The organism is Streptomyces ossamyceticus (assembly GCF_001418475.1).
GTDB lineage: Bacteria > Actinomycetota > Actinomycetes > Streptomycetales > Streptomycetaceae > Streptomyces > Streptomyces ossamyceticus.
Map to the genome: position 1 here is coordinate 1 of NZ_LIQX01000460.1, position 6,505 is coordinate 6,505.

7 protein-coding genes and 1 tRNA gene are annotated in these 6,505 nt (G+C 69.5%); 3 read left to right on the forward strand and 5 right to left on the reverse strand.

The window, feature by feature from the left end; translation table 11 throughout:
* Window positions 1-135: 135 nt before the first annotated feature.
* Both AOK15_RS44320 and AOK15_RS29365 read left to right on the forward strand, forming a co-directional pair.
* Window positions 136-1,173, forward strand: a complete 1,038-nt coding sequence (locus AOK15_RS44320) for an HNH endonuclease (protein ID WP_055521374.1) — start codon at window positions 136-138, stop codon at window positions 1,171-1,173.
* A 32-nt stretch (window positions 1,174-1,205) separates the two neighbouring features.
* Window positions 1,206-1,289: transfer RNA gene (locus AOK15_RS29365), tRNA-Leu, on the forward strand.
* Window positions 1,290-1,329: 40 nt separating this feature from the next.
* On the opposite strand, the gene rdgB is transcribed toward AOK15_RS29365, so the two are convergent.
* The 4 genes from rdgB to AOK15_RS29385 form a co-directional block, all read right to left on the reverse strand.
* On the reverse strand, window positions 1,330-1,932 hold the full coding sequence (gene rdgB / locus AOK15_RS29370) for an RdgB/HAM1 family non-canonical purine NTP pyrophosphatase (RefSeq protein WP_055521368.1): 603 nt from the start codon (window positions 1,930-1,932) through the stop codon (window positions 1,330-1,332).
* Between the two features lie 77 nt (window positions 1,933-2,009).
* Complete coding sequence (locus tag AOK15_RS29375; protein WP_055521369.1) at window positions 2,010-2,408, reverse strand: hypothetical protein; 399 nt, start codon at window positions 2,406-2,408, stop codon at window positions 2,010-2,012.
* Window positions 2,409-2,577: 169 nt separating this feature from the next.
* A complete protein-coding gene (gene rph / locus AOK15_RS29380) occupies window positions 2,578-3,315 on the reverse strand; it encodes a ribonuclease PH (protein WP_055521370.1) in 738 nt (245 codons plus the stop codon).
* 107 nt (window positions 3,316-3,422) lie between these two features.
* Window positions 3,423-3,656, reverse strand: coding sequence for a PTS sugar transporter subunit IIB (locus tag AOK15_RS29385; RefSeq protein WP_055521371.1), 234 nt, complete (start codon window positions 3,654-3,656; stop codon window positions 3,423-3,425).
* Between the two features lie 425 nt (window positions 3,657-4,081).
* On the opposite strand from AOK15_RS29385, the gene AOK15_RS29390 reads away from it, so the two are divergent.
* Window positions 4,082-5,359: a PTS transporter subunit EIIC gene (locus AOK15_RS29390; RefSeq protein ID WP_055521372.1), complete on the forward strand. Its 1,278-nt coding sequence runs from the start codon at window positions 4,082-4,084 to the stop codon at window positions 5,357-5,359.
* A 94-nt stretch (window positions 5,360-5,453) separates the two neighbouring features.
* On the opposite strand, the gene AOK15_RS29395 is transcribed toward AOK15_RS29390, so the two are convergent.
* A complete protein-coding gene (locus AOK15_RS29395) occupies window positions 5,454-6,206 on the reverse strand; it encodes an MBL fold metallo-hydrolase (protein WP_055521373.1) in 753 nt (250 codons plus the stop codon).
* Window positions 6,207-6,505 lie beyond the last annotated feature (299 nt).

A 6,505-nucleotide genomic window follows, 5' to 3' on the forward strand; every position in this document is an offset into this window, starting at 1 on the left:
CCCGAGAACGGCTCGCCCCGGCCCCCCGGCACGAGCCGTTCCGCACATCACCCACCGTGACCGCCCGCCCAGCGATTCGTTACTCCATGCGAGACCACGAACAGGTGGCCGGAACGGAGGGGGCGGGGCGTGGGCATGCCGGGCGCACCGAAACGATCGGACGCGTACAGCAGGGAACGGCTTGAGCCGGAGGTAGCCACGGCCCGGAACTGGGTCGATCTGATGCGGCGGCTCGGTCTCAAGCCGAGTGGCGGCCAAAGGCGGGTGCTGCAGGAGCACGTAAGCCGCCATGGGTTGGACACCAGCCACTTCACGCAACGCAGCCCTTGGCGCAAGTATCCCGACGCCGCCATCGCGGAAGCCGCCGCGTCCTCGTCCTCGCTTCGGGAAGTCGCCCTGAAACTCGGCGCCACGCCGGCGACAGGGACCCTGTCCCACATCCGGCGCCGCATCCGCGCCGCCGGCATCGACATCGGCCACTTCCCGGGAATCCACCGGCCCGGACTGGACCTGCCCTTCACTCCGGAAGAACTTCGGACGGCCGCGGCCTCAGTCACCAGCCTGCGTGGCCTGGCACGGACGCTGGGCGTTCCCGATGACAGCCGCTCCCGGACGACGTTGAGTCGGATGCTGGCGGACCAACACATCGACGTCGGCCACTTCTCGTACCGGCGGTCAGCCATTCCCGAGGACGAGTTGTCGAACCTGGTACGGACGGCCACCAGTTACGCGGACGTCATGCGCGGTCTCGGCATGGAGGTCAACGACACGAATCACCGACGTGTACGACGCGCCGCCTCCCGCCTCGGTCTCGACACCAGCCACTTCAAGCGCCGGTCCTGGGGACGCCCCGAGCGCCCGGCGCCCGCACCCACCGCACCCCGGGTGTTGGTGGTCCTGCCCGAGCAATCCGGACGGACGAACAGGACCCGCCTGCACCAGGCTCTGGCCGAGATCGGGGTGCCCTACGCATGCGTGGAGTGCGGTAATACCGGGGAGTGGCGGGGACGCCCCATCACTTTGCAGATCGACCATGTCAACGGGAACTGGCGGGACAATCGCCGGGAGAACCTGCGCTACCTGTGCCCCAACTGCCATGCCCTGACGGAAACGTGGTGTCGCCAGAAGAGCGGAGTCCCCCTCGCAGGGCAGCCCGACAGCCCCGTACACTGAGTGCCGCCGGTCGAGCGTGATGACCGTTTTGAGCGGCCGTGATGGAATTGGCAGTCATGCTGGGTTTAGGTCCCAGTGGGTTCACACCCGTGTGGGTTCGAGTCCCACCGGCCGCACACACGGAGAGGACCGCCCACCGGGCGGTCCTCTCTCGCGTCAGCCCAGCAGCTCCCTCACCACCGGCACCAGCGCCCTGAACGCCTTGCCTCGGTGGCTGATCGCGTTCTTCTCGTCGGCGGTCAGTTCGGCGCAGGTGCGGGTGCCGCCGTCCGGCTGGAGGATCGGGTCGTAGCCGAAGCCGTTCGTGCCGGTGGGGGTGTGGCGGAGTACGCCCCTCAGCCGGCCCTCCACGACGCGTTCCGTGCCGTCCGGCAGGGCGAGGGCGGCGGCGCAGGCGAAGTGGGCGCCGCGGTGCTCCTCGGCGATGTCCGAGAGCTGGGCGAGGAGGAGTTCGAGGTTGGCGCGGTCGTCGCCGTGCCGGCCGGCCCAGCGGGCGGAGAAGATGCCCGGGGCGCCGTGGAGGACGTCCACGCAGAGTCCGGAGTCGTCGGCGACGGCCGGGAGACCGGTGGCCTGCGCGAGGGCGTGTGCCTTCAGCAGGGCGTTCTCGGCGAAGGTGACGCCGGTCTCCTTGACGTCGGGGATGTCCGGGTAGGCGTCCGCGCCGACGAGGTCGTGGGGCAGACCTGCGTCGGCGAGGATCGCCTTCAGCTCGGTGATCTTTCCGGCGTTGCGGGTGGCGAGGATCAGGCGGGTCATGCCCTCAGTATCCCGGCGCCCGCCCCGTCGACGGTCACGGGTCACCTGTCCCCGCGCCGCCGGGGCCGTGCGTCGTCCTACGACGTGCAGACGTTCGTCAGTTCCTTGGCGGCGTCCGTGATGCCGCTGATGTCGGGGGTCGCGTCGCCCTTGTCGACGGACGTCTGGACGTTCTCCACGGCCTTCTGGAGGTCGTCGACGGCCTTGTTGACGTCGGCGTTGTCGGTCTTGTCGCCGATCTCCTTGAGGTTGTCGTCGATGGAGTTGAGCGACTCCTCCAGCTGCGACGGGTCGTTGGACGCGTTCTCGACGGCCTGCTGGAGGTCGGACACGCTGTTGGTGATGGCCTCGGCGGTCTGGACGCAGTCCAGGGCCTTGTTCACGGCGTCGCAGCCGGTGGTGAGACCGGCGGTCAGCGCGACGGCTGCAACGGCTCCGGCGATGGCGGTCGTACGACGTCGGCGGCTCGCGGCCATGGAACGGTCCTCCTACTGGTTGCAGGCCTGACGGCCTCCGGTGGTGGTGCGGGTACGGCTTGCGCCGGTGTGGCCGGGCGCACGGTGGTGTGCCGTGCGCCCGTACTCCTAGGGACGCCGCCGGATGCGCCGTGGTTGCGACCGGCGGCCGTTCTTCTTGGGGTGCCCTTTACCTTTCGAGGACCGATTCGAGCGCCTTGCCCTGGAGGGCGGCCAGGTCGGTGCAGCCGGCGACGGCCAGGTCCAGCAGGGCGTTGAGCTCCTCGCGGGCGAAGGGCTCGGCCTCGGCGGTGCCCTGGACCTCGACGAAGCGGCCGTCGCCGGTGCAGACGACGTTCATGTCGGTGTCCGCCTTGACGTCTTCCTCGTAGCAGAGGTCGAGCAGCGGGACGCCGCCGACGATGCCCACGGAGACGGCGCTGACGGTGCCGGTCAGCGGCTGGCGGCCGGCCTTTACGAGCTTCTTGCGCTGGGCCCAGGCGACGGCGTCGGCCAGGGCCACGTACGCGCCGGTGATCGCCGCCGTGCGCGTGCCGCCGTCGGCCTGCAGGACGTCGCAGTCGAGGACGATGGTGTTCTCGCCGAGCGCCTTGTAGTCGATGACGGCGCGCAGGGAGCGGCCGATGAGGCGGGAGATCTCGTGGGTACGGCCGCCGATCTTGCCGCGTACGGACTCGCGGTCGCCGCGGGTGTTGGTGGAGCGGGGCAGCATGGAGTACTCGGCGGTGACCCAGCCCTCGCCGCTGCCCTTGCGCCAGCGCGGGACGCCTTCGGTGACGGAGGCGGTGCAGAAGACCTTGGTGTCGCCGAAGGAGACGAGGACGGAGCCCTCGGCGTGCTTGCTCCAGCCGCGTTCGATGGTGACAGGGCGGAGCTGTTCGGGCGTGCGGCCGTCGATTCGAGACATGGCGATGAGCCTAGCCGCAGTGGCGGAAGGGGCCGCTCCCGCATACGGAGGGCCCCTGCGCGTGGGCTGACGGGGACCGACGTGGGCGGTCCCGGATCAGCGGTCGATCACATCATGTCCTCGATCTCCGCGGCGATCGGGTCCGCGTCGGTGCCGATGACGACCTGCACGGCGGTGCCCATCTTGACGACGCCGTGGGCGCCGGCTGCCTTGAGGGCGGCCTCGTCCACGAGGGAGGGGTCGTTGACCTCGGTGCGCAGCCGGGTGATGCAGCCCTCGATCTCGTCGATGTTGTCGAGGCCGCCGAGCCCGGCGACGATCTTCTCAGCCTTACTGGCCATGGCGATTCTCCCTGATATACCTGATCTGAGCCGCTTTGCCGTGCAGGATCGTTCGCGACTGGTCTACACCACCGAACGGGTCCCCGCCAAGCGGACGCCGACGGAGAACGGCGAGCGAGGGCCGGACAGCGGCGGGCGAAGGCCGGGTGACGGCGCGACAGAGGCCCGACGGCGGCCGAGTGACGGCATGACGAGGCCCGGGCGGCGGCCGGGTGGCGGTCGAGGGACGGCCGCGTGACGGCCGAGCGGCGACCAGGCGGCGGGCCGGGCGACATCACGAAGGCATAAAACGGGAATCGCGGGTTCCTAGGCCCACCCCCAGCGTGCTACAACAGGTCTACACCACTGAATGGTGTAGACCTCTCCCGTGCTGCCCTCCCCCACACTCCCGTCCCTGGGCGGCGCCCTGCCTACTGGAGGAAGTTGTGACCACGGCCAGCGCCGCTCCCGCGGCCGCAGAAAACAAGGGCCCGACCTGGGGCTCACGCACCATGGCTGTGCTGCAGCGCATCGGCCGCAGCCTGATGCTGCCGGTCGCCGTCCTGCCGGCCGCCGCGCTGCTCGTGCGGCTCGGCACCACGGACATGCTGGGCAGCGAGTCGCTCCCCGGCTTCGTCACCAAGTTCGCGAGCTTCATGGCCGCCGGCGGCGGCGCGATCCTCGACAACATGCCGCTGCTGTTCGCCGTCGGCATCGCGATCGGCTTCGCCAAGAAGTCGGACGGCTCGACCGCGCTCGCCGCGGTCGTCGGCTACCTCGTCTTCCAGAAGGTCCTCGGCACCTTCACCGACCCCAACCTCCCCCAGGTGGCCACCGCCGTCGACGGCAAGGTCGTGATGGTGGACAAGGCGGTCAACGCCGGTGTCCTCGGCGGTGTGGTGATGGGTCTGGTCGTCGCCCTGCTCTACCAGCGCTTCTACCGCACCAAGCTGCCCGACTGGGCCGGGTTCTTCGGCGGCCGGCGCCTGGTGCCCATCCTGTCCGCCTTCGCGGGGCTGTTCATCGGCATCGTGTTCGGGTACATCTGGCCGGTCCTCGGTGCGGGTCTGCACCACTTCGGTGAGTGGCTGGTCGGTTCGGGCGCCGTCGGCGCGGGCATCTTCGGTGTCGCCAACCGCGCGCTGATCCCGATCGGCATGCACCACCTGCTGAACTCGTTCCCGTGGTTCCAGGCCGGTTCGTACGAGGGCAAGAGCGGTGACATCGCGCGCTTCCTCGCCGGTGACCCGACCGCCGGACAGTTCATGACCGGCTTCTTCCCGATCATGATGTTCGGCCTGCCGGCCGTCTGTCTCGCGATTTACCACACGGCCCGCCCCGAGCGCCGAGCGGTCGTCGGCGGCATGATGTTCTCCCTCGCGCTGACCTCGTTCGTGACCGGTGTGACCGAGCCGATCGAGTTCACGTTCATGTTCATCGCGCCCGTCCTGTACGCGGTCCACGCCGTGCTCACGGGTGTCTCCATGGCCCTGACCTGGGCACTCGGCATGAAGGACGGCTTCGGTTTCTCGGCCGGCGTGATCGACTTCGGCCTCAACCTGGGTATCGCCACCAAGCCCTGGGCCCTGATCCTGGTGGGCCTGTGCTTCGGCGCCGTGTACTACGTGGTCTTCCGGTTCGCGATCATCCGCTTCAACCTGCCGACGCCCGGCCGGGAGTCCGACGAGGAGCTGGCCGAGCTCCAGAAGGCGGAGGCCAAGTAGCAGCGGCCGACCAGCGGCGGCCCGGCCCCGCGCACGGAAGGCCCCCGGGGATCATCGCGATCCTCCGGGGGCCTTCTCGTGCGTACGTGCGGTGTCAGATCTCGTACGACGTCCGGGGCACGGCCAGCTCCACGGGGCCGTCGTACACGGTGCGGGCGTCGTCGAGGTTGACCCGGGGGTCCGTCCACGGCGGGATGTGGGTGAGCACGAGGCGGCGGGCGCCGGCGCGGGCCGCCGTCTCACCGGCCTCGCGGCCGTTGAGGTGCAGGTCCGGGATGTTCTCCTTGCCGTGGGTGAACGCGGCCTCGCACAGGAACAGATCGGCGTCGCGGGCCAGTTCGTCCAGGGTGTCGGTGACACCGGTGTCCCCGGAGTACGTCAGGATCCGCCCGTCGTGTTCGATGCGGATGCCGTACGCCTCCACGGGGTGGGCGACCCGTTCGGTGTGGACGGTGAAGGGGCCGATGTCGAAGGTGCTCGGCTTGACCGTGTGGAAGTCGAAGACCTCGCTCATGGAGGAGGCGGACGGGGTGTCGGCGTACGCCGTGGTCAGGCGCTGCTCGGTGCCCTCGGGGCCGTAGACCGGGATGGGGTCGCAGCGGCCGCCGTCGTGCCGGTAGTAGCGTGCGACGAAGTACGCGCACATGTCGATGCAGTGGTCGGCGTGCAGATGGCTGAGAAAGATCGCGTCGAGGTCGTAGAGACCGCAGTGGCGCTGCAACTCGCCGAGGGCACCGTTGCCCATGTCGAGAAGCAGCCGGAAGCCGTCGGCCTCTACGAGGTAGCTCGAACAGGCCGATTCCGCGGAGGGGAACGACCCCGAGCAGCCGACGACGGTGAGCTTCATGAGAGCTGGAACCTCCGCGCTGGCGTGAAGTCGTGACAGTCGTGTTGGTCGGTCGTGTCTGTCGGTCGTGACATACGAACGGGTCGCGCCGACCACGTTTTGCAGTCAGCGGGCTTGCGAAGAACGGACGGGGGTGCAACGAGTGGTGCGGTCCGTCGAGCGTAAGGCGCAAAAGGACGGGTCGCTCCTCCGCCAGGGGCCGTTGTGGGCGAACTCACCTGTGGTGTCACCGGTTCGGCTGGTGGTAGGGCCGTTGGGCCGCGCGTGAGCCGGGGTGAGGGGGCACTGAGGGGCGCGGG